The organism is Pullulanibacillus pueri (genome assembly GCF_014639255.1).
Taxonomy (GTDB): Bacteria; Bacillota; Bacilli; order Bacillales; family Sporolactobacillaceae; genus Pullulanibacillus; species Pullulanibacillus pueri.
The window spans coordinates 51,305-73,527 of sequence record NZ_BMFV01000006.1; the positions used below are offsets into that span (position 1 = coordinate 51,305).

At 41.5% G+C, this 22,223-nt stretch carries 18 protein-coding genes; 8 read left to right on the forward strand and 10 right to left on the reverse strand.

Translation table 11 applies throughout. The features are described 5' to 3' along the window. Positions 1-49: 49 nt before the first annotated feature. A complete protein-coding gene (locus IEV91_RS05585; protein ID WP_188496430.1) occupies positions 50-364 on the forward strand; it encodes a CHY zinc finger protein in 315 nt (104 codons plus the stop codon). A gap of 53 nt (positions 365-417) precedes the next feature. On the opposite strand, the gene IEV91_RS05590 is transcribed toward IEV91_RS05585, so the two are convergent. From IEV91_RS05590 to IEV91_RS05605, 4 genes are all read right to left on the reverse strand, one after another. Next, positions 418-744 (reverse strand): periplasmic substrate-binding domain-containing protein, encoded by a 327-nt coding sequence (locus IEV91_RS05590; RefSeq protein WP_188496431.1) that lies wholly within the window; start codon positions 742-744, stop codon positions 418-420. Next, the gene (locus IEV91_RS05595) at positions 741-1,568 is read right to left on the reverse strand and encodes a sugar phosphate isomerase/epimerase family protein (protein WP_188496432.1); all 828 of its coding nucleotides are present in this window, start codon (positions 1,566-1,568) and stop codon (positions 741-743) included. Before IEV91_RS05595 ends, IEV91_RS05590 begins: the two co-directional genes overlap by 4 nt. A 340-nt stretch (positions 1,569-1,908) precedes the next feature. After that, a complete protein-coding gene (locus IEV91_RS05600) occupies positions 1,909-4,158 on the reverse strand; it encodes a DUF5689 domain-containing protein (RefSeq protein ID WP_188496433.1) in 2,250 nt (749 codons plus the stop codon). Positions 4,159-4,771: 613 nt separating this feature from the next. After that, positions 4,772-5,959, reverse strand: coding sequence for a class I SAM-dependent methyltransferase (locus IEV91_RS05605; protein WP_229745423.1), 1,188 nt, complete (start codon positions 5,957-5,959; stop codon positions 4,772-4,774). 475 nt (positions 5,960-6,434) lie between these two features. Here IEV91_RS05605 and IEV91_RS05610 point away from each other — a divergent pair, with 475 nt between their 5' ends. After that, positions 6,435-7,424, forward strand: coding sequence for an aldo/keto reductase (locus tag IEV91_RS05610; protein ID WP_188496434.1), 990 nt, complete (start codon positions 6,435-6,437; stop codon positions 7,422-7,424). A 24-nt stretch (positions 7,425-7,448) separates the two neighbouring features. Here IEV91_RS05610 and IEV91_RS05615 read toward each other — a convergent pair whose 3' ends face one another. Together IEV91_RS05615 and IEV91_RS05620 are read right to left on the reverse strand one after the other, a co-directional pair. Further along, positions 7,449-8,345 carry an RluA family pseudouridine synthase gene (locus IEV91_RS05615; RefSeq protein ID WP_229745424.1) on the reverse strand — a complete coding sequence of 299 codons (897 nt, stop codon included), beginning with the start codon at positions 8,343-8,345 and terminating at the stop codon, positions 7,449-7,451. A 57-nt stretch (positions 8,346-8,402) separates the two neighbouring features. Continuing rightward, positions 8,403-9,272, reverse strand: a complete 870-nt coding sequence (locus tag IEV91_RS05620) for a 5'-3' exonuclease (RefSeq protein ID WP_188496435.1) — start codon at positions 9,270-9,272, stop codon at positions 8,403-8,405. A gap of 183 nt (positions 9,273-9,455) precedes the next feature. On the opposite strand from IEV91_RS05620, the gene megL reads away from it, so the two are divergent. The 5 genes from megL to IEV91_RS05645 all read left to right on the forward strand — a co-directional run bounded on the left by megL (position 9,456) and on the right by IEV91_RS05645 (position 14,302). Continuing rightward, positions 9,456-10,643 carry a methionine gamma-lyase gene (megL, locus tag IEV91_RS05625; protein ID WP_188496436.1) on the forward strand — a complete coding sequence of 396 codons (1,188 nt, stop codon included), beginning with the start codon at positions 9,456-9,458 and terminating at the stop codon, positions 10,641-10,643. A 93-nt stretch (positions 10,644-10,736) separates the two neighbouring features. Next, positions 10,737-10,871: a small acid-soluble spore protein SspO gene (gene sspO, locus IEV91_RS05630; RefSeq protein ID WP_229745425.1), complete on the forward strand. Its 135-nt coding sequence runs from the start codon at positions 10,737-10,739 to the stop codon at positions 10,869-10,871. A 356-nt stretch (positions 10,872-11,227) separates the two neighbouring features. Next, positions 11,228-12,451: an ammonium transporter gene (locus tag IEV91_RS05635; RefSeq protein WP_373284401.1), complete on the forward strand. Its 1,224-nt coding sequence runs from the start codon at positions 11,228-11,230 to the stop codon at positions 12,449-12,451. A gap of 98 nt (positions 12,452-12,549) precedes the next feature. Next, positions 12,550-13,605: a DUF294 nucleotidyltransferase-like domain-containing protein gene (locus tag IEV91_RS05640; RefSeq protein WP_188496439.1), complete on the forward strand. Its 1,056-nt coding sequence runs from the start codon at positions 12,550-12,552 to the stop codon at positions 13,603-13,605. Continuing rightward, entirely contained in the window at positions 13,598-14,302 is a 705-nt protein-coding gene (locus tag IEV91_RS05645) for an exonuclease domain-containing protein (protein ID WP_188496440.1), read from the forward strand. The genes IEV91_RS05640 and IEV91_RS05645 overlap by 8 nt, the downstream gene beginning before the upstream one ends. 51 nt (positions 14,303-14,353) lie before the next feature. Here the strand turns inward: IEV91_RS05645 and IEV91_RS05650 are convergent, their stop codons facing one another. From IEV91_RS05650 to IEV91_RS05660, 3 genes are all read right to left on the reverse strand, one after another. Continuing rightward, entirely contained in the window at positions 14,354-14,887 is a 534-nt protein-coding gene (locus IEV91_RS05650; RefSeq protein WP_188496441.1) for a DUF2812 domain-containing protein, read from the reverse strand. Further along, the gene (locus tag IEV91_RS05655; RefSeq protein ID WP_204871255.1) at positions 14,884-15,267 is read right to left on the reverse strand and encodes a PadR family transcriptional regulator; all 384 of its coding nucleotides are present in this window, start codon (positions 15,265-15,267) and stop codon (positions 14,884-14,886) included. Before IEV91_RS05655 ends, IEV91_RS05650 begins: the two co-directional genes overlap by 4 nt. A gap of 452 nt (positions 15,268-15,719) precedes the next feature. After that, positions 15,720-17,213, reverse strand: coding sequence for a PAS domain-containing sensor histidine kinase (locus tag IEV91_RS05660; protein WP_188496442.1), 1,494 nt, complete (start codon positions 17,211-17,213; stop codon positions 15,720-15,722). 255 nt (positions 17,214-17,468) lie between these two features. On the opposite strand from IEV91_RS05660, the gene IEV91_RS05665 reads away from it, so the two are divergent. Continuing rightward, positions 17,469-18,803 carry a sodium-dependent transporter gene (locus IEV91_RS05665; protein ID WP_188496443.1) on the forward strand — a complete coding sequence of 445 codons (1,335 nt, stop codon included), beginning with the start codon at positions 17,469-17,471 and terminating at the stop codon, positions 18,801-18,803. A 108-nt stretch (positions 18,804-18,911) separates the two neighbouring features. On the opposite strand, the gene IEV91_RS05670 is transcribed toward IEV91_RS05665, so the two are convergent. Next, the gene (locus IEV91_RS05670; RefSeq protein WP_188496444.1) at positions 18,912-22,043 is read right to left on the reverse strand and encodes an alpha-mannosidase; all 3,132 of its coding nucleotides are present in this window, start codon (positions 22,041-22,043) and stop codon (positions 18,912-18,914) included. Positions 22,044-22,223: the final 180 nt, after the last annotated feature.

Here is a 22,223-nt window from a genome sequence, read left to right on the forward strand (position 1 = left end):
TGTGGCCAGAGGTCTGCTACTGATTCTAAAAAACAAAGGATGAAAAAAAATGCCCAAAGTTTATGGAGCTCTCGTTGATGCAGAAACGCGTTGTCGACATTACGCTTCCGAACGTGATATTATCGCCATCAAGTTTAAATGTTGTCAAAAGTATTATCCTTGCTATCACTGTCACAACGAAGCTGAGGATCATCCCATCGAGGTATGGGAAAAAGAATCCTTTGCCGAAAAAGCCATTCTCTGCGGAGTCTGCAAGTATGAGCATACGATCCATGAATACTTAGACACCCAGCATTGTTTAAATTGTGGCTCATCATTCAATCCTGGTTGCGCCCTTCACTACCCTATATACTTCAAAATATAAAAACACCATGGCTTCTTATCACTAAGTAGCCATGGTGTTTTTTCTTGCCCTTATCACTCTTTAAACCAGAGACGATCAAAGTCGATCCAACCTTCTGCATTGATATCGACATTTTGTAAGGTCTCATGTTTATTAAATATTGCCCGGTTCCGGTAGAGCGGGAAGATATTCAGCGTTGCACACAGCACCTGATCAATATCTTTTAATATCTTTAGCCGGATTGCCTTCCTTTCCTCTGCAGCCATTATCCGTACATTTCTATAAATGTAAGCCTCCGTATCAGAAGCTATATGCCTTTTAATCACACTATTCTCCGCCAATAACAAATGACCATAACTTAGCTCTGTTTGCTCTGATAAAGTCGCACTATCATGAATCATATCGGCTTCATCTTTAGTAGCTCTTGTAGCCAGTGTAACCCTTCTCTAACAAAAGCATCGCCTGGGTTAAGATGAGGCGTATGCTCTAATACAAAAACGACATCAGGTGACAGAGAAAGCTGCTCGATCACTGCCTTTAATGGGACATGCTGACCGTCTTCTTCATGCGAAGGATGGATCGGGACCCAATAATATTTATCCCCTCTGTATTCAATGTTATGGAGATGAACAATCTTTACATAGTGTCTCCATTTTTTGAGGTAGTCTAGAAACTTATCACCAGTGGCAAGGGCATAGTCTCCGACATCAATACAGAGCTTTAATCCATATTTGCCCCAAGTGTCAATCGGGAGACTTTGGAGTGTCTTAATCGCCAGAGCTGAACGTTCGACTCCGAGCTTAGGTTCGCAGACAATCATTATCCCGTGTTGACGTTGGATGTCACTTAGCCTTCTCAAAGCTTGTTCGAGCGTTTGGTGGCCCTCTTCTCCTAAGTCATGAATAAGAAAAGGAAAATGCACAAGAATGTAATCGGCCCCTAATGAAGATAGTCGCTTCGCCTCCTTCTCGAGCTGTTCCCACGCCACTTCAGGTGGGAACTTTACTTTTTGTAATAAGTCATTTTTGCTTCCACTTCTATAAATCGGAGCATGAACCCCAAAGGTCACATGCCTTTGATTATGTAACTGTAAAAACTTTTGAAACGCCTCTTCGTCAGGAAATTCGCCTATTTCGATATGACTGACACCATAATCAAATAGATTTTCTATTTGCTCGGGAGCTGACATAATCGTGCTTCCCGATATTCCAATGCTCCGTGACATGCGATTCCCTCCCAACCTCGTAAAAGGTGAAAAAATCATTACCCTTTTTCTACACTTTTTCCGGTCGCCTCTCCAAATTATGCTGGAAAAACGAGAGGAAGTGTAGCGATGAAAACCATTATGCTTATTTCGTTTACTAGATTTACTCTTGCGGCCTTTCGCCATGCTCTTTTATTTCTGTACGGGTTTATTGGTGCTAGGAGGATTAGGGAAATATTTTTATGTTCAACATGTTTACATCAAACATCAAATTTCAAAAATAGCTTGACCTGATTCCAGAGAAAAAGCACTGTAGGTTGAGACTTTGTCTCTTCTACAGTGCTTTTCACCTTCATCTACTTTAATAATGAAAAATAGATATGATGAGATTTAATAGTTTATTTCCAATATAGTTCAACCAATTTTTTATATTATTATTATCATGGCCTGGAGGGTTATGGTCTGGGAGCGCCGTAAAATCCTCTTCCATTCTTGGCTTTAATTGATAGGTCCCCTTGAAATTAGAGGCAATGCCAGTAATAGTGACATGAGCACTTTTAGCATACTGCTTTTTCCAGTCATTATAGTTAATACCGGTTCTGCTATCTACACGCACTCGTGTCGTTTGTTTACCACTTTTTGCATCAAATTCAAAGGTGCCATTACTATCTACTTGTTCAAGATTCTTGATCTTAACTTTTTCTAAGGTAATGAGCTGCCCTTGATTATCCTTAGTCACCGTAGTAGCAACTTTAGGTTCAGGCAGTTCTCCAGTCCCTTCTTTTGTCACTTTGATGATATTAGATAATTCAACTTCATCATTATAGGTTGTTTTCTCTGCTGTAAGTTTCACCTTGTCCCCTAATTTCAATTGACTGTCAGTATTTTCGAAAACGTAAATACCCCCAGTATCATCTTGTAAATAGAAGCCTTTTCCACCCCAAGTGCCGATATTTGAAGTCACCACACCTTCAACTGTCACAAGCTGACCATCAGATTGTGAGCGGGCTTGACCAATCGGAGATAGGTCTGGAAGCGTTGGCCCCGAATCAGGTAATGGTTCAGGATCAACATCTCCTAATGTCACGTCTTCTGTAAAGGCGTTGTCACCCGCTTGTTTCACACGAAGTCGAGCGGCTCCTGTTGACCCTGGTTTTACTTTTACATTTAAATCCTTATAAGCATAGCCGTTACTATCCGCTGTAACTGAAAATTCACCGCTATAGCCTGGTGCAGTGGCGCCTTCAAACTGCCCAATTTGAGCCCCACCTTGGGTCAAATACAAACCAACTTTAAGATTTGAGACCGTTTGCTTAGGATTTAACCCTTTGAGTTCAAGTCTGATTTGAAACTCAGACCCATTATTCGGAAGGACTTTTTGATGCACAAAATCATAAGTTGGCTGAGGAGCAGCCTCCGATGATGAACCATAGGAGCCTGGAGCAAAGGTGGTTGGATCCCACCACTTATATCCACTCGGAGGATTAGACCAAGGCTCTTTTTCTGGTTCCGTTGAGAGCGCAGGGTTGCTTTCAAAATCTTTTAAAGGCGTCTTCTCACTTAAGGTGACCTTCCCATCAAAACTTGTATAATCCTCTTGATCTGCTAACCATTTTACTGTATTTGTAAGAAAAACAGCATCTTGTCCTTCTCCCAAGAAACCATCGTAAGTTGTTTTCGTTCCACCATTGTCCTCGCGAAGATACTTTGTTGTTGGATCTTCTACTGGAGATGAATCACCAATAAAGGCCGCTTTTCCTTTTCCAACTTTAGAAATTGCTGCGAATGCTCCCTCGTCGATGCCGCCACCATCATAGACACCTTCATCTACTGCTGATCCCCAAGCTGGAGGATTTTTTGGCATATAAATTAAGCCTTTAGCAATATCAGGATTTGTAATAGCAAGAGTGGATCCCGCATGCATTTCAACTGTCGTGACACCTTCAGTAATCCCAAAGGAATCCTCTGGAGAAACAACCGTCTCACCACCTGTGATATCACCTAAAGCATTACTTCGAAACTTAAGCCCAAAATTATCAGATAACCAATCAGAGCTTGTGACCCCTTGCATAGCAGAGGATTGGGCTTCATCTGAACTCATCCCTTTAGTAGGATCATCCCAAGCCCCACGACGATAACCGTTATACACCTCGCCAGCATCCCAACGGTTTAAATTCCGATCTGAATTATAATGATCGCCAATAAAGAAGATGCTTCCACCATTTGTCACATAATCGAGCAAGGCTTGTTGCTCTGATGCTTTAAACGGTATGTTTGCTTCCCCTAAAACAAAAACCTTATACGCTTTTAAATCATCATAAGTAATGGGTGATGTCTTCCGAAGTTCTTGCACATCATAGCCTTCGTCAGCAATGGCATTGGCGAAGTCTGAAAAACCACCATCAATCACCCAATCTGCTGCTCCCGCCGTTTCTCCGTGAGTATTATCAAATAAAATTTTCCCTTTGTACTCGCCCTTATGCGCGATGGACGGGGCCGGATCGTTGGCGGTCTCTGCATGGACAACCGGCTTTTCTAGTGCAAAAAAGCTTTGCAATGGAATAAGCAGCATCGCTACTAACAGGATTTTAATCCATTTACTAGATTTCATCGTTTTCCTCCTCTATGATTTCTATGAAGAACAGGTCTTCCCCTTATATAGTACAGAGCGATTCAATAGAAAGATAGTAGATTTACAGAATCCTTACACGAATCACAAAAAACACATCTTTCCACCCGGATCGAAGGACCTAATAGAGGCATGTATAGAAAAACAGACTGGGACGAAACAAATGAAGTGAGCACAAATACCAAACGATTAAATTTCAAAAATACAACATTAAATTAGGAGCGCAGTCTAAATACGAAGACTCAAAAAAATCGTAAGAACCACAATTTTTTCTGCGAAGATTATTCTCCTAGTCGCTTTCCTTAGTCCAACGGGAACCAACGAGCGTTACTTCACGAATAAAATTCGAGTTATTCCGCGGAAGCTTACTACGAAGCCTATCTAGTAGACGCAGGAACAGGGAATTTGTGGTCTAAATATTTTGGAACACAGATCACCCATTCCAAAATTAGCTGAGGCTGAGGCCGTGCCCGTGGAAAGCGAAGTATTTTGATGGAGCGTTTCACCTGTATACAAGAACCCGAACTATTTAATTAATATTATTAAACAGTTCGGGTTCTTCTGTAATTAAAAAACTTCTCCCAGCCTCGACACTTTAGAGTTTCTCTGCAATGATAGTAAAAATTTTTGGAAGACCAATGTCATTTATCTTTATGTTCGGTTGTTCATCCAATTGTTGGATGAATAATCCCCCTTGCCCCACTGCGGTGACTACCTCACCCATAGTCCATTGGCGTTCATAGACATAAGCCGTTTCAGACTCATCTGTTAAGAACTTCGTAAAGGCGACTTCCGTTCTGATCAGCTCTTTGGAAAAATAATTCCCGGTCACCTTGTGTTTTCTACCTTTTGAACTAATCAACTTTGTTGAAACAGGATGAAAGTCTTGTAAAATCAGGCGTCCACCTTGTTTGAGCAGCCGCGTCACCACTTTGACTAATGGCTCTAAGTCTACGAAATAATGCAAGATACCCAGTTCCATCAAAACAAGATCATAGTCCCCGTTAAATATAGCTTCAGGAAGACTTAAGACATCTGAAACAATATATTCTAAATCTACGCCTACGGCTTGAGCCACTTCCTGTGCATAGCGAGCATTTTCTTCTGAAATATCAACAACAGTCGCCGTTGCCCCTAATAAAGCCATGGCAATCGCCTTTGTTCCATGCGAGCCGAGAAGATTAATCACTTTTTTACCTCGTAAATCCCCCAGCCAAGAACCTAGGGAAGAGAGTTTGGTGAAAGGGTGCTCAATCAACCCTTGAGCAACAGCCTCTGGAGGCCCGAACCTCTCTAACCAGGCTTGATAAGTGCCTTGCGTCCACGCTTGTTTAGCCACTTGACTATTTTCAGACTGCACGCGTTGCAAATAGGCCTTTATCGCTTGATAGCGTTCATCCTTGTGATCAAGATGCCGAAGATAATAATCGGGGCTCTTCACCCAAAACAATGTCCCCTGCTTTTCTACTGCCAAGCGATCAGGATCAGTGGCGATAACGGTATTATAATAGCAGCGCACCTCTACTTTGATTTGTTGAGAATGGAAAGTAAAAAAGTCAAAGTGCTTCTCTTTCTCAATAGCAGTTGTATTAAATGCTTCAAAAGCCTTATATGTATAAGTAAAAGTATCCCATTGAACAGCTAGAACAAGCGAATGTACAGGAACATCCACCCCTTGGAGCCATAATGCCGCTTCCTCCAAAAGACAGTATCGACTATTAGCTTGCTCCAAAGCATTGCTCACATCACGCAATGCTGCCATCATCTTGTTAGTTTCTCCCAAATCCGTTACTCCTTCACCTACGTTACTTTGTATAAGTAATACAATTCATTATACCAAGAAAAAAAGATTATACACCTTAAGGTTAGAAAAACCGAGCGAAATGGAACTTCACCCCAAAAAGTAAAGATCACTTTTCGGGGACCCCGACTACCACCCCAAAAAGTAAAGATCACTTTTCGGGGACCCCGATGGTGCGTCGAACGCCGACCTACCCACATCAAAAAATCGTAAGAACACGATTTTTCTGCAAGGACTATTCTCTTAGCAGCTTTCCTTAGTCCTGTAGGCATGAGGAAAGCGAGCACTCTGGAGTGATGATCCACATCGTTCTGATGACCAGAAATTCTATACTGATCTTCCAAAAATGAACCCTCTCGAATACATCTATTTTTAAGCACTTGTTTAATTCTTCGTTTAAAATATTGAGAAAGCGGATAACTTGATAGAAAAGAAGTTTACAAAGGTGGAATCATTGATGGAATTTCTTACAATTGAACGCACTAATATAAGGGCCTCTCGTATCGGCTTAGGGACTTGGGCCATCGGAGGATGGAAATGGGGCGGTTCTGATGAAGATCAGTCCATTCGTACCATTCATGCGGCGATTGACCAAGGGATAAATTTAATTGACACTGCCCCTGCTTATGGCCAGGGAAGGTCTGAAGAAATTGTTGGGAAAGCCATAAAAGCATTTGGAAAACGTGAAGATATCGTGATTGCGACTAAAGTCGGCCTGGATTGGACAGGGGAAGACGTCTTCCGCAACGGCGCGAAGGAACGGATTCAGAAGGAAATTGAAGATTCATTAAGACGTCTCCAAACCCATTATATTGATATTTATCAAGTCCATTGGCCAGACCCCAATATTCCAATCGAAGAAACAGCTCAAGCCATGTACGATCTCTATAACGAGGGGAAAATCAGAGCGATCGGTGTGAGTAACTTTTCAGTAGAGCAGCTTGAGGCTTTTAAAAAGACATCCTTACTTCATACTGTTCAACCACCGTATAATTTATTTGAACGCGAGATTGAAAAGGAGATCCTTCCATGGTGTGATAAAAATGGCGTCAATACTTTATTATACGGGAGCCTATGTCGCGGCCTGTTGTCTGGAAAAATAGAAAAGCATCGCCAATTCACAGGGGATGATTTAAGAAATAATGACCCTAAATTCCAAGAACCTCATTTTAGCCAATACTTGAATGCTGTAAAGGAACTCCAAACGCTTGCTCAACAGCGTTTCGGTAAAACTGTTTTAGATTTAGCTGTACGCTGGATCTTAGATCAACCAGGTGCGAGTATCGCTCTTTGGGGTGCGCGACGCCCAGATCAAGTCGATCCCGTAAATGAGATGATGGACTTTAACATTGATCCAGAAACCCAACATGACATTGATGCCATATTAAAGCGTCATATTAAAGAGCCCATTGGACCTGAATTCATGGCTCCTCCCGCTCGAAAGTAAAAAGACTCCATAAAGGAGCCTTTTTTACTGTTTTTTAAATAAGCGATCAAAGGCATCAGGAGCCTCTGCAGTAAAGCTTAGAATCTTGTTGGTTGTTGGATGCCTAAAGGCCAACAGGGCCGCATGCAGTCCAAGACGTCCAATCGGATTTTGCGTTGAACCATATAATTTATCCCCCACTATAGGGTGCCCAATATCTTGCATATGAACACGAATTTGATTTTTACGCCCTGTATCCAAACGGACTTCCAATAACGAAAAACGCGCATTTGCTTGCAACACCTTATAATGGGTGACTGCTTTTTGCCCATCATTCACCTTTCGGCTCGAATACATTCTATGAGTTTTTGTTTCTTTAAACCACGAGACAATGGTATCCTGCTTTTTCGTCACTTTTCCTTCAACTAACGCAATATAACTGCGCTCCTTAACCATGTTTTTCCATGAGTTCTGCAAGCGTTCCTTGGCTCGTTCATTTTTCGCAAACATCATCACTCCAGAAGTATCCCTATCTAACCGGTGTACAATAAAGATACGATCATTAGGATTCTTTTCACGAACATAGGAGGTGAGATGCCGATAAGCTGTAAACTCTTTTTCCTTCAGTGAAGCAATCGTTAGAAGACCAGCGCGTTTATTAATAATAATGACATCGTCATCCTCATAAATGATCTCGACGCCCGTTTTTTTAGGAAGGACAGTCCCCCAACGGATCACCACTTGATCCCCTGGTTCTAGTTGATGATCGTGCCGCGTGATGGAACGCTCATTAATAAACACTTGGCCACGGGATAAAATGCCTTTAACAGAATTTCGACTACGGTGCGCCATTTTTTCAAGTAAAAAGGGCAACAACTCTTGTGGCTTCTCTACCTCTAAAATGGTATTCGGTTTTGCTTGATTCGTTCCTTTATATCTCACGTAGATTCCTACCTTTTTTTATTAAATTGCCTTTGTCTTCTAAAAGCAACATCCGCTTTAAGCAAGCGATTTTAACAAGCCTTTAAACTCTAATTCTTCAAACTTGACTCTTACCTTTTCCTTATCCATTTTATACAAGGCTTCGTCTAATGGACACGAAACTGGGACTTCACAATGGATTCTTGCTAATTTTCTTGATAGATGTAGCATATCCAAATCACGCTCAATTTTACCTCTAATACTTTTTGAGACCGTTTCGAGATTTTCTAAAATCCCCTCTATCGTGTGGTACTCTTGTAAAAGTTTAAGCGCCGTTTTTTCACCAATCCCCTTAACACCCGGGTAATTATCTGAGGTGTCCCCCATCAAAGCTTTCAAATCCACTACTTGATGAGGATGGAGCCCTCTTTCTTGATAAAAGTTATGAGAGCGATACACAGCATAATTCCCTTGACCTTTTTTCATAATCGCCACAGAGATGGTCTCATCCACCAATTGAAGGATATCCTGATCCCCCGTTAAAATGAGGACATCACTCATAGAGCCAAACTGTCTCGCCAGTGTCCCTATACAATCATCCGCCTCGTATCCCTCAATACCGATATTCGGAATATCGAAAGCCTCGACAGCCTCTTTCACAAGATCAAACTGCGGAATGAGTTCTTCCGGTGGGGCTTCACGATTTCCTTTATATTGAGCGTATAGGTCTGTACGGAAGGTTCGACTTCCCATATCCCAGCAACAAATCACATGACTTGGTTGAAACGTCTCAATGGCATTTAATAAATATTTAAAAAAGCCGAAAATGCCATTCGTGGGAACGCCTTGACTTGTTTTCATGAAATTCCCTCTAAACGAGGTCGCAAAGAACCCTCGAAACAACAAGGCCATCCCATCCACTAGCATGATATTCTGCTTTTCACTCATCTTATCACTCCTAAATTTCAGGGAACATCTTTCTATTATAATATATCGTCTGTAACGATTCATAGGAAATTAAGAATAAAACTTTGAATAGACACAAAAGCAGAAAACGCTCTCAATAAATAACTGGAGATCATATGATAAAACTAAGGCATTCATGCCCAAATTCAATGGGAGGATTTCTTCATGAAGAAAAGAAAATTTGAAACTGAAGTGATTCATTCTGGTTATAACGCCTGGGAACATCAAGAGGCTTTAGCCCCTCCTCTTTATCAAACATCAACCTTTGTTTTTCAATCCTCTGAACAAGGAGAAGCTCGATTTTCTGGAGAAGACCCTGGTTATATTTACTCACGCCTTGGCAATCCTACCGTCGCCTTTCTCGAAGAGCGCATAGCCACACTTGAAAATGGCGAGCGGGCTTTAGCCTTTAGTTCCGGAATGGCCGCAATTTCAGCAACACTCATTCACCTTACGCGAACAGGTGATCATATTCTATGCTCCTCTGGCGTTTATGGCTGCACCTTTGGATTATTACACATGTTAGAAGAAAAGTACCACATCACACACGATTTTCACGCCATGCAGGACGAAACATCGGTCAGAGAGGCTATTCAGCCTCACACCTCATGTATATATATAGAAACACCCATTAATCCAACAATGAAACTTGTGGATTTAGAAATGGTGGCCCGTATCGCCAATGAAAAGCAAATTCCTGTCGTCGTCGATAACACCTTCTGTTCACCCTATTTGCAGAGACCCCTTGAATTTGGTTGTGATTATGTTATTCATAGTGCCACAAAGTATATTGGCGGTCATGGTGATGTGGTTGCCGGCCTTGTTGTCGGTAAGCAAAAAGCAATGTCCGAATTATCGAGGTCCACACAAAAAGATATTGGAGGGGTACTCGCGCCTTTTAATGCATGGTTACTCTTACGCGGCTTAAAGACTTTGCCCCTTCGTCTGGATCGCCACTGTGAAAACGCTCGAAAGATCGCTTCACATTTAAAACAGCATCCATTCGTCGACACCCTTTTCTACCCTGGCGATAAAGACTTTCCACAATATTCTCTAGCTAAAAAACAAATGCAGCAACCTGGAGGGATGATTGCCTTTACAATAAAAGGTGGCAAACAGGAGGCACAAAAGTTCATGAATGCACTTAAACTTATAAAAATTGCCGTTAGTCTAGGTGACGCTGAAACCTTAATCGAACATCCAGCAACAATGACTCATGCCCTCATTCCTAGAAATGAACAACGAAAGATGGGAATCACCGACAATTTACTACGCCTCTCCGTAGGTCTTGAATCGTGGGAGGATATCTGGAGAGATCTTGAAAAAGCCTTTTCCATTATTCAAAACCAATGATTTCTTCACCTCCATCTTATAAACAAAATACATGACATTTTATATTCATAACCATCACGTTTCCTGTACAAAATAAAAATGGAGGTGGACCTTTTGACAAAAGCTAAAAAGAATACAAAACTCAACTTTCCTAAAGATTTATCCCATCAATATGATCATGAACTTGCTAACGAACCACTAACGGAGGCACAAAGGCAAAACAATAAGAAAACAAAAAAGCGACAATAATGAAGTTCAAGGGACGAGCGTTTGCTTATCAGTTAAAGGAAAATCCTCTTCTTAACTGAGAAACACTTGTCCCTTTTATTATTGCAATATCCATACTCACAAACAATGTTATCTTCTCTAACATCCGCAATTAAACCGCTTCTCCCTTTTCCTAATCAATCACATTTTCTAAATTTTTCATATGTTTTTTTGCTTTTTTTAGAAAACACTTTGCATTTTTAGGTCCTTTGCATTATATTATTACATAAGATGTTATAAAACTTAACATATAGGGGGAGATTCATTTGGATTTAAAAGATATTTCTTATGCCTTGGATTCTCTGTGGGTCATCATTGCAGCCATTCTTGTTATTGCCATGCAAGCTGGCTTCGCATTACTCGAGGCTGGATCAACAAGAATGAAAAACTCTGGCCACGTTGCCGGAAAGCAAATTCTTAGCTTTGGTCTCGTTTCTCTTGTCTTCTGGGCTTTTGGTTATGCCATTACTTTTGGTGATGGAAATGCCTTTATGGGGTTACATGGATGGTTTGTCAGTGGGATTCACGGCGGACATTCAGGAGATATCAGTTTTTCACCATTGGATAATGGTTCTATTTTTCTATTATTCCAAACGGCATTTGCTGCTGTTTCTCTCGCCATCGCCTGGGGCGGTTTTGCTGAACGCGCCAAACTTGTGGTTTATGTTACTTTTGGTATTATCTTTTCAATCATTATTTATCCCATTGTTGGGCACTGGATTTGGGGTGGTGGTTGGTTAGCAGAAATGGGCATGCAAGATTTCGCTGGATCAACTGTTGTTCACTTAACAGGTGCGATCGCCGCCTTAATTGGTACGCTTCTCCTCGGACCGCGTATCGGTAAGTTCAATAAAAATAAAACACCGAATGTGATTCCTGGTCATAACCAAGTTTATACTGTTATTGGTGGGATTGTCCTTTGGATTGGTTGGTTTGGCTTTAACGCCGGAAGCACAGTCTCGACTGCTGATGGATTCTTTGGTTACGTTGCCTTAACAACCAACCTTGCCGCTGCAGCTGGTGCGCTCGCTGCCATGATAATGGCGAAAATTCTTGGTGGAAAAGCAGATATCTCAGCCATGGTGAATGGCGTTCTTGCTGCACTCGTTGCGATTACAGCCTCTTGTGCCTTCGTTGAAGCCTGGGCAGCTGTAGTTATTGGTGCCATCGCTGGTGGTGTCACTTATTGGACCTCCATTTACTTTGAGAAGAAAGGACTAGATGATCCTGTATATGCCTTCTCAGTTCATGGTATTGCCGGGATTATTGGAACCCTTTCAACAGGTTTCTTTGCATCTGGTCGCCTTGTTGAATATACTGGTGTCGGTGATAAAGGTCTTTTCTACGGTGGTGGCTTCCATCAATTGGGTGTTCAAGCCTTAGGCGTTATTGCATCCGGTGTTTTCGTTGCCGCAATCTCATTCGTCGTCTTGTTTATTCTTAAGAAAACGATTGGCTTACGCGTCACACCCGAAGAGGAAATTTCTGGGCTTGATATAAGCGAACACGGAACATACGGCTATCCAGAACACCTTGATCCACAATTTATGAAAGTAGATTAATCAATAAAGTAGAGGGTGAATCCTAGTGTACCAAGGTTTAATTTTACCTGATACGCTGGGTTCACCTTTTATAAAACTTAAAGGTGTTGGGCTTGAAAATGGCTAATTTTAAACAATTGATTAAAAAAATTGAGGCCGCGGAGAGCGTGCATGAATTAAAACATTATCATCAAGAGCTGTTCCAGTTGCCCAATAGCCCTTTACTTTCTCACACTCCTGTCACTCACATTTTCAGCTCATTAAATCATGTTCATGATCTGTTAATGCAACGAGCTATCCAAATAGCTGAGAAAGAGCTTAAAAGTTTAAATAGAGGTAAATGCCCCGAGCAATGGTGTTTTTATTTACTAGGGAGCGCTGCTAGATCCGAACAGACCATTTGGACCGATCAAGATAATGGCATCCTCTATCTTTGCTCTTCAGAAGATGCCCCTCAATGCAAGCGCTATATTGACACATTAGCCGTTAAGATCACTGCTTATTTACATGACATCGGTTATAAGTATTGTCCAGGTAACGTCATGGCAACAAATCCTCGATGGACGAAGGAAGCGACTCAATGGATAGAAGCGATGACATCCCATGCCCAAGCGTGTTCACCTGACGATATCCGTTATCTCTACATCGCAGCAGATCTTAGACCCCTTTACGGGGATGACACACTTATTTTTCACGTTCAAAAACAGCTTTATCAGCTCATCAACGGCTCACCATTTACAACCAGTAGAATGCAGACCCATACCGCTGTACCAAAAGTGCCTTTAAACGCTCTGGGCGTTGTTCATGGAGAGAGATGGGGAGAGCATAGCGGTGAGATTAACATCAAAACAAGCCTCTACGTTCCGTTAATCAATAGCATAAAATATTTAGCGATTCGCCACCAAATTACTGCAACATCAACATTAGAGAGACTAGAGGCATTAAAAAATAAGGGGATCATTACAGAACGGATTTTTAAAGAAATAGAAGAAGCACTTATCACAAGCTTATACTTTCGTTTATATAGTTCATTAGATAAAGAAGACAGTGCCAATTATATTCACTTTGAAAAGCTATCCAAGCAGGAAAGAAAAGCGTTAAAATCCGCGATGAAACTCGCTAAACATTGGCAAGGAAAAGTATTCCATTGGAACGGAGCCAACCAGGATGAATGATAAACAACGACAGTCATGGTTCGGAAAATTATTGACACCTGCTGTCCCCTCAAATCAATCGGGGACCTTTCAGAACGAGGCCTTTATTCGTTCGCTTTTAAAGGATGCCAAACGCAAACGTCATGACCTCCAGAGTCAAATTACTCAGATTCCAATAACACTATTAGATACTGAAACCACCGGCTTCCATCCAGAGGCCGGTGATCAAATGATATCGATCGCACTCGCTAAAACCCAAAACGGAGAAATTCTCGAAGACTATTATTCTCTTATTAATCCCAGACGTTCGATTCCAGAAAATATTAGAGCCCTAACACAAATTAAAGAGGAGGATGTAGAAAGCGCACCTCCGCTAAATGAGGTGATCGATCATCTTTTATCCTTACTTTCGGGAACGATCATCATCGGTTATCACATCCAACATGATATTTCCTTTTTTAATCACTTTCTGTGGCAAAACGGTCGGCTTAAACTGACTCAGCAATCGTTAGAACTGCGACAAATTGCCGAGGTTCTCAACAGCCAGCCTTTTCCCTCACTAGATGATGCCCTTGACTTTTACAACGTGTCATGCGGACAAAGGCATTCCGCTAAAGGAGATGTTGAGGCTATGCTTCAGCTCTGGAGACACTTATTAGATGACATGAAGCAAGAAAAGATCATCACATTAATGGATCTCTATGCCCGACTAGCCTAACCCTTTCTTAACCCTATTATTTCATATTTCGTTTTCTCATTCGCCGGCGATTTACCGTTTAAGTCTTCTTATGCTTTTGATCTTAACCATGATCTTAAGGTTGGCGAAGAGTAAGAGGACCAGTAACAATGGATAGATAATCTTTAAGGCAAGCATATAACTGTTGGGATTAAAGGCAACAATCGCCATGTAGATGATCACGACTGCAATAAAAATGGTGGTGAGTGTCTTTAATAGTTGTTTATACTTCTGTACTTTTGAATCGGTATCTGAAAAAAGTTCGGTCGTATGCCTTGCCTCCCCATCCGCTCTAAAGTAATACCAGCCAAGCTGATCCATGACGTAGTCCCAACCCGCATCCTTGAAGATGGCAAGATATTCTTCTCGATCCTCTCTGCTAAGCTTCGGACGATAATCTGACTTATAAATATAGCCATGCGGCCTGCCTTTAGAAAAGCTATAAATAAACGGGAAATGCCACTGCTCATAATACCAGCCGCTTTTTGCCATTTGACTGAGCCAATGCTCTTCTTTTTCATCTTGCCATGCCCAAAAAATTTTAAAGCATCTTTTCTTTTGCTTCATTTTTCATCTCCCTCCTTCTCATTCAAGACCCTTTCTGTTGTTACTTTCTCACCCAGATTCTCTACAATTTCGCGGCTGTTTTGCACTAAAGTATTTAATCGATTAAATTCCTCTTTGACTACCGCTCTCCCAAGTTCAGAAAGCACATAATATTTTCTTCTACTGTCTGCCTCCTCATCTAGCTTAGAGATAAGGCCTTGTTTAGTCAGTTTTCCCAATGCCCCATAAAGCGTCCCTGGACCTAATTCAACCTCACCCTCTGTCATCTCTTGAACGTGTTGCATAATCCCGTATCCATGAGCAGGAACATGTAAAGCCAATAAAATATAGTAGGTGGTGTGGGTAAGTGGAAGGTACCTTTCTAACCCCTTACTATCCAACACATCACCCCCCTCTCACTATCTACCCACAATGCATCGTATATAGATATATCGTTTAACGATATAGTAAAGTATTTTTGTGTAAAGGTCAAGAGACTGTTGACCCTTCGAGGCCCTTTTTTCATAAGAAAGAATCAGGCAAAGTTGAATGAAGGGGCTGGTCCTTGTTTAGATATGGACAAAGTGTTTGTTAACAAAAGGCGCGTCAGCAACTCCGTTGATCGGCACGTAAGGCGCGAGGTTCGGAACACCTAAACATTGAAAGTGCCTCAGCGCCGCTGAGACACGGATGCTTAAACTAGGGTCCTCGGGAACGGGGCGCGGACTCCCCTAAGTTGCACTTATAAGGTCTTCCATAAAGTTATGCTTTCTGACGTAAAAAAAGCCCCGCACCACTTACAGTGAAGTGATAAAGAGCTCTGCATCATTATTCAACAGTCTATCCTCAGTTATCAAACGGGAAAGTCAATCGTAATGGTGGTCCCAACGTTAAATGTCGAGTCCACTTTAATCGTTGCATTATGGCCGTCACAAATACTTTTACACACCGCTAAGCCTAGCCCCGTGCCATTCGTCTTTGATGTATAAAAAGGATCAAAGAGTTTATCTATGTATTTTTCTGGAATGCCACTCCCACTATCCGTAATTTGCAAACGTACATATTGCAATTCTTCCATGAATTTTGTAGAAATATGCATATGACCGCCTGGTGCCATTGCATCAATTCCATTTTGAACAATATTTAAGATTAACTGTTTAATTTCCCGCTCATTCATAAAGAGTGAGGGAACCTTATGATCTAGATCAATATCAAAGCTAACCCCTTTTAGATTCCCTTCTGAACTCAAAATCGGATAAAGTCCATTTAAAATGTCATTTAAATTCAGATTTTCCTTGGGCACCATGCGTGTTTGTGATAAAGATAAAAAATCGCTGATCAGACTATTAGTACGATCGAGTTCGTTTAGGACTAAGTCAAAATATTTTTGCCTCGTCTCTTCCTCTAACACTCTGTCTTTCCTTAACAATTGTATAAATCCACGAATCACCGCAAGTGGATTTCGAATTTCATGGGTAATGCTCGCAGTCATCTGACCCACAAGATTTAATTTTTCGGCTCTATTCATGACTTCCTTCATTTTCAAAGACTCCGTTATATCTCTAATTACGGCAACAGAGGCAATAATATCACCATCGTCATTTCTCAATGGGGAAGCCGATATACTCACATTTAAGCACTTTCCTCCCTTGCATTGTTTTATAGTTTCGTAATTTTTAAAGGTTTTGCCTTCCAGCACAGCTTTTAAAAGATATTCATCAACCTTCTTCGTGTCGTCAGGAGCATTCGATATATTTTGGCCAATAATCTCTTCATCTGTCCATCCAAAGATACGTTTAAAGCCATTATTCACTTTAGTGATATTTCCCTTATTATCCAAAACAATAATCCCATCTAAAACACTCTCATAAATGGATTCGAGTTCTTTGGTTGTCACTGAGAGATCTTCTTCCATTAACTGTAGCGAAGTAACATCATGAAACTGAATCAAGAAGTAACGAGGAGAACCGTCTTCGTTTCTCAATAAGAGACTATGGATAATGACCGAAACTCGCTCCCCTTGCTTATTGAGTAAATCGACCTTTTCAATATAGGCGAACAGCTCATTATTAAGCATTTGCTCCCGTTTCAAAAAGCAACCGGCTAAGTCATCAGAATGGATAATATCAATGACTTTTAGGCGTATTAATTCATCTTTTGTGTAGCCCAATATTTGACAAAGTCTCTGATTCAATTTTACAAATCGTCCATCGATCCCAATAAAGGCCATGCCTTCTGACGAGTGGTCAAAGATAACCGAAAAATCTTCTTCACTAATTAATGGTGTCGCCCCCCTATCCTCGCGATCATAAAAATGATTGAATTGACCCATCTTAGTTATCAGCACACTAAATCACCCGCGTTGTGTAGTATATTAACAAAATAACTAATTTTTATACTTTTTAAATTATAACACAGGACCCAAGATTATTAATATAGCTTCCACTAATTTCCCTAATGCTTTAATACATTTTCTAACTAGTGTGTTAAAACTGCTTTAAATGTATTATAATTTGAAATTGAGTCTCTATCGTTAAATAGGGGCATTATATAACGGCATTCATCATTTACATCGTTCGATTTAATCATAAGGAGAGATTTCATGAAAGAACAGTGGTCATCAAAATTAGGTTTTATATTATCTTCTGCAGGCGCTGCCATTGGCCTCGGCGCAATATGGAAATTTCCTTACGTCACTGGGATGAGTGGCGGCGGGGCCTTTTTCCTTCTTTTTATTATTTTCACCCTTCTCATTGGTCTTCCACTGCTGATTTCAGAGTTTATTATTGGAAGAGGTTCAGGTAAAGAAGCAATCAGCGCCTATCAAGCCCTTGCTCCTAAAAGCTTATGGACAATGATTGGTCGCCTAGGCGTATTAGGCTGCTTTCTTCTACTTTCATTTTATAGTGTTGTTGGTGGCTGGGTACTGATATATTCTGTTCTATCCATCCCTGGTTTAGTGATCACAGGAGACCGTGATTATAGCGCACTCTTTACACATGTGACCGCAAGCCCATCAATTGTCCTTCTCGGGCTCGCTTTATTCCTGATCATTAATGTAATTGTTATATCTTTTGGGATTCAGCGGGGGATTGAAAAGGTCAATAAAATATTAATGCCCTTGCTATTTCTCTTTTTTCTCATTCTTGTCATCCGGTCTTTGACCCTCGGTCATGCTTATGAGGGGATACGTTTCTTTCTGAAGCCGAATTTTTCAAACATGACAGGACAGGGCGTTCTTTATGCCTTAGGGCAATCGTTTTTCTCGCTCGCTGTCGGATTTTCCTGCATGGTGACTTATAGTTCCTATTTAGGCAAAAAGGTCAGCCTCCCTACTTCAGCTGCGACAGTGGGCATTATGAATATCTTTGTCTCTTTATTGGCCGGGCTCGCTATCTTTCCCGTTGTTTTTTCCTTTGGACTTGAGCCCACTGCTGGGCCAGGGCTACTCTTTATTGTTCTGCCCACAGTCTTTGCCCAAATGCCTTTTGGTGAAGTGTTTTTGTGCCTATTCTTACTCCTTTTTCTATTTGCAACCTTAACCTCTTCCTTTAGTTTATTAGAGGTCATTGTATCTGCTTTTACAGAAGGCAAACAGCGCTCAAGGAGAAAAGTCACACTCATTTCCGGGATCATCATGTTTATTGCCGGTATTCCAGCAGCTCTATCACAAGGCAGTTTGAAACACCTGCATTTCTTTGGAAAGACAGCCTTTGATAGCACCGACTTTCTCGTCAGCAATCTCTTGCTTCCTATTGGCTGCTTCTTCATTGCTCTTTTTATTATTCATCGCATGGATCACAAGCGTGTGAAGGACGAATTTATGGAAGGTCACGCCCTATCCCAAGGTTGGTTTAGCGTCTGGTACTTTATTATGAAATGGGTCGTTCCCATCGTCATCATTCTCGTTTTCCTCAGCACATTGGGGCTCTTTTGATGCCACTAAAAAGCGGAAAGATTCCCGATTTAAATCGAGAGTCTTCCCGCTTTTTTTATTCATCAGAGCTATGATAGAGTTGATAATAAGCGCCCCTAATAACTTGATTTATTTCGTAAGATCTACTAGAAAGGTCTTAATCTCATAAGGCTTAATTGAGAAAGAAAAATCCCCTTCCGAAGCAGATGCTTCAATAGGCCGTTCCATGAGATCTGTTTCTTGCCAGCTTTTCACTTGCAGATCACTCTTGACCTCCACTGTCCCTCTTTTACCCGTAAATTCATGGAGTCTCAGGATAAGCTTATCCTCATCCTCTGCCTTCTTAATGGCATCAATCACCACATGGTCCACTGAAAGCTGAAATAAGGAAAGGGAGTTCACATTGACCTGACCACCGATAGAGGACAATGGCTGGTTAAGATCCCACGCTTCTTGGACCGTGCGACCAGCAACCCAATCTCCTTGGTGCGGAAGCAAGGCATAAGTAAAGGTATGTTGACCTTGATCTTGAGAATGATCGGGATAAGTCGCACTTCTTAATAGTGTCAACCGCATGGTAGAGTCCTTGATATCATAGCCATACTTGCTATCATTGAGGAGGCTCACACCATAGTCACGCTCAGATAAGTCTGCCCATTGATGGCCAACCGTCTCAAATTTCGCATAATCCCAGCTTGTATTCCAATGGGTCGGACGCTTCACATTCCCAAATTGAATATCAAAGGTTGCTTCTGTTGAACGAATATCGACAGGGAAAGCTACTTTTAACATTTGGTGAGTTTCATGCCAATCCACATGTGTCTTGAACTCTATTCTTGGATTGTGAGCGTAAACCTTCAAATCCTGCTTGATCTCTGATAAATGATAGGACCAAGTAAAGCGGACAACCGCATATAAACTGTTACACTCAACAACTTCAATTCTTTTGAGCTCAGTAATTTCTTTCATTTTTTCCTGATAAAACATATCGATATCCCAAGCATCAAAACGCAGTGGTTTATCTTCAAATATTTGCAGAATATTCCCGCGCTCGTTCTCTTTTAGAACTTCTCTACCTGCCGCACGGTCAAAAATTCGAGTGAGCTGACCCTTAGCATTCCATTCCATCACATAGTAAGGGGTCTCCAATTTATTGTCACCAACGGTAAACACTGGTTCTGATTCACCCTTAGTTTGTAGACCTTCTTTAAAGTGAATAGTCGTCAATCCCATAGCGGGTACATTATCCACCTTAACCACCCAATGAGTTTCCGTCTTTTCAGACTTTAATACATTACCTTGATTATCCACCCAGCTCCCCGTATCTTTGCCCGCTTGAATCGGCAACTGCACATACGACGTTCGAGCCCAAGAAGCATCATTGACAATCGTATAAGTTAAATCCGTTGTACTCTCTGTTAACTGAGCAGCCACTTCACTGTGTGATTTCCTGCCCAATTGAAGCGCCTCGGCATACTCTTCTCGACTATCCTTATATACCTCATTAATTGAAGAGCCTGGAATAATATCGTGGAATTGATTTCTTAAAATAATCTTCCATCCTTCGTTCAACTTCTCTGTTGGATAGTTCGACCAATCGGTAAAAAGACTTGCAAGGACGCTTAGCAGTTCGGTTTGTCGATAAAGCAGTTCAAGCTGGCGATTGGTTTTCTTATTATAAGCCTGGCTCGTAAACGTGCCTCGATGGTATTCAAGATAAAGTTCGCCATCCCATGTATGAACGTAACGATCTGTTGATTCAATCTCATTATGCAAAAGGTCAAAGTAATCCCCTGCCTTATCGTTTATAACCTTTGGCATGCCTGGCATCTTGTCGAGTCTGCGACGCATTTCAAGCATTTCACGAGTGACGCCACCCCCGCCATCCCCATAACCATAGGATATCAGTAAATCCTTTGTAAGCTCCTTGTCCTTAAAAGCTTCCCACACACCCTGAACCGTTTCTCCAGTAATTTGGGCATTATAATCTGCTCCCCAGCCCTTTCTTCCTGGATAAGGGGTCGCAATAAAATAAGTGAGAATTTCTGTACCATCAATCCCGCGCCATTTAAATGTATCATGAGGCATTCGATTGTATTGATTCCAGCTAATTTTAGTGGTAGCAAACGTCTTGATTCCCGACTTTTTAAGAATTTGTGGTAAGGCCCAGCTATAGCCAAACACATCTGGAAGCCACAAATACGTACATTCAACTCCAAACTCATCTCTAAAAAAGCGTGTTCCTTTTAAAAGTTGACGAACAAAAGATTCACCAGAAGGTAAATTGCAATCTGGCTCTAGCCACATACCGCCATCGGCCTCCCAGCGACCCTCAGCAACTCTTTTGCGAATCTGCTCATAGATTTCGGGATAATCGGTTTTCACATAATCATATAATTGCGGCTGTCCTTGCTGGAAAATATAGTCTGGATAACGCTCCATCAGGCGCAATACTGTTGAAAAAGAGCGTGCCGCCTTTTCCCGTGTATGCTTCAATCGCCATAACCATGCGACATCAATATGAGTATGACCAATAGCGTGAATCGTCACTGGATGATGTTTACCAATACGTTCAAGATCCTCTTGTAGCGAATCTCGCGCAGCCTGAACCGTTTGATAGAATTCATCTGACCCTGGGCTTGTCCAATCCAAAAGATTAAACGCGCGATTAACCGCTCCAAGCAAATCCTCACGCTCAGGGCGATGCTCATCTAGCATTTCCACTGCTTGCAGACTCGCCTTCGCAGTAAAATATAAATCATCTGTCGCCTCATCTAACCAGGCAATTTGTGCGCGACTGATTTTATGTACTTGCTCTACAGGTTTGCCCCCACCCTCAAGTCCTGACCAGAGACGAAAGACAAGATCAATAGACTTTCCTGCCATCTCATGAGACAAGAATACTTCTTGGTGATTGCCATCTACTCCTTGGTAAGGAGCACCGTTGATGTACAATAATGACTCAAAACCAGCATTGGTTCCGCCATCTGTTTTCCCAAAATCAAAAAGACCTAGTATCGTCCGTGATTGCCAATCTTCAGGAATTTCAACCTTCGCTGCCAACCACGCATAGAGATCACGTCCAGACCACTGATCTCCTATCTTTAACGTCGACCACTGTCCGTCTATCGGTGGCCGTTCGCCAACCTTTCCTTCCTCATCCAATTGAAATTGAAAGGAGGGGATTTCGATTCTCTCTCTATATCGATACCCATCTAGTTCTCTCACTCGGGCTGCCAGTTTCTTATCTGTCCAGAACATTTCTATTCCTCCTCTAAATACTCTCACAAATAATAGTTTTAAAACTAATTCTTACTATAGTCTCCACTTTACTATTGTTTATAGAGAAAATTCAATGGTTAATTTCGTAAATCGAAATAAATATCGGAATGTCTTGGAAGCTCCCCTTACAAAAGAAAAAATGCCGACCGGTTTCACATG

Bases quoted from the DNA above. Each gene is read 5' to 3' on its own strand.
- IEV91_RS05585 (WP_188496430.1), top strand. From the start codon at position 50: ATGCCCAAAGTTTATGGAGCTCTCGTTGATGCAGAAACGCGTTGTCGA.
- IEV91_RS05590 (WP_188496431.1), bottom strand. From the start codon at position 744: ATGATTCATGATAGTGCGACTTTATCAGAGCAAACAGAGCTAAGTTAT.
- IEV91_RS05595 (WP_188496432.1), bottom strand. From the start codon at position 1,568: ATGTCACGGAGCATTGGAATATCGGGAAGCACGATTATGTCAGCTCCC.
- IEV91_RS05600 (WP_188496433.1), bottom strand. From the start codon at position 4,158: ATGAAATCTAGTAAATGGATTAAAATCCTGTTAGTAGCGATGCTGCTT.
- IEV91_RS05610 (WP_188496434.1), top strand. From the start codon at position 6,435: ATGGAATTTCTTACAATTGAACGCACTAATATAAGGGCCTCTCGTATC.
- IEV91_RS05620 (WP_188496435.1), bottom strand. From the start codon at position 9,272: ATGAGTGAAAAGCAGAATATCATGCTAGTGGATGGGATGGCCTTGTTG.
- megL (WP_188496436.1), top strand. From the start codon at position 9,456: ATGAAGAAAAGAAAATTTGAAACTGAAGTGATTCATTCTGGTTATAAC.
- IEV91_RS05635 (WP_373284401.1), top strand. From the start codon at position 11,228: ATGCAAGCTGGCTTCGCATTACTCGAGGCTGGATCAACAAGAATGAAA.
- IEV91_RS05640 (WP_188496439.1), top strand. From the start codon at position 12,550: ATGGCTAATTTTAAACAATTGATTAAAAAAATTGAGGCCGCGGAGAGC.
- IEV91_RS05645 (WP_188496440.1), top strand. From the start codon at position 13,598: ATGAATGATAAACAACGACAGTCATGGTTCGGAAAATTATTGACACCT.
- IEV91_RS05650 (WP_188496441.1), bottom strand. From the start codon at position 14,887: ATGAAGCAAAAGAAAAGATGCTTTAAAATTTTTTGGGCATGGCAAGAT.
- IEV91_RS05665 (WP_188496443.1), top strand. From the start codon at position 17,469: ATGAAAGAACAGTGGTCATCAAAATTAGGTTTTATATTATCTTCTGCA.
- IEV91_RS05670 (WP_188496444.1), bottom strand. From the start codon at position 22,043: ATGTTCTGGACAGATAAGAAACTGGCAGCCCGAGTGAGAGAACTAGAT.